The organism is Salifodinibacter halophilus (assembly GCA_012999515.1).
GTDB classification, from domain to species: Bacteria; Pseudomonadota; Gammaproteobacteria; order Nevskiales; family Salinisphaeraceae; genus Salifodinibacter; species Salifodinibacter halophilus.
Genome location: JABEEB010000868.1, coordinates 1 through 230, shown reverse-complemented (window position 1 = coordinate 230; position 230 = coordinate 1). Strand labels below are relative to the sequence as shown.

1 protein-coding gene is annotated in these 230 nt (G+C 77.4%); it reads left to right on the top strand.

The window, feature by feature from the left end:
* Window positions 1-230 (top strand): hypothetical protein (locus HKX41_14025; protein ID NNC25251.1); only part of this gene is annotated, 230 nt, incomplete at both ends.

Sequence of the window (230 nt, the reverse complement as noted above, 5' to 3'; positions counted from 1 at the left end):
GGATCGTGCTGAGCGCCGCGCGCGCGTTCGCCGGCAAGGCCTTGTTGCTGCGGTTGTTGGCGCATCTGGTCGAAGGCGGCGGGTTCGCAGTCGCACCGGTGCAGGCTGCGGGCGAGGGCGAGGGCGACGGCGGGCAACGCGACTGGAGCGACTGCCCGCCGCTCGCGGCATGGGCCGCGCCGGGGCGCGGCGACGGCGCGGCTGCGCTGGGCCCGGTCGCGGTACTGGCC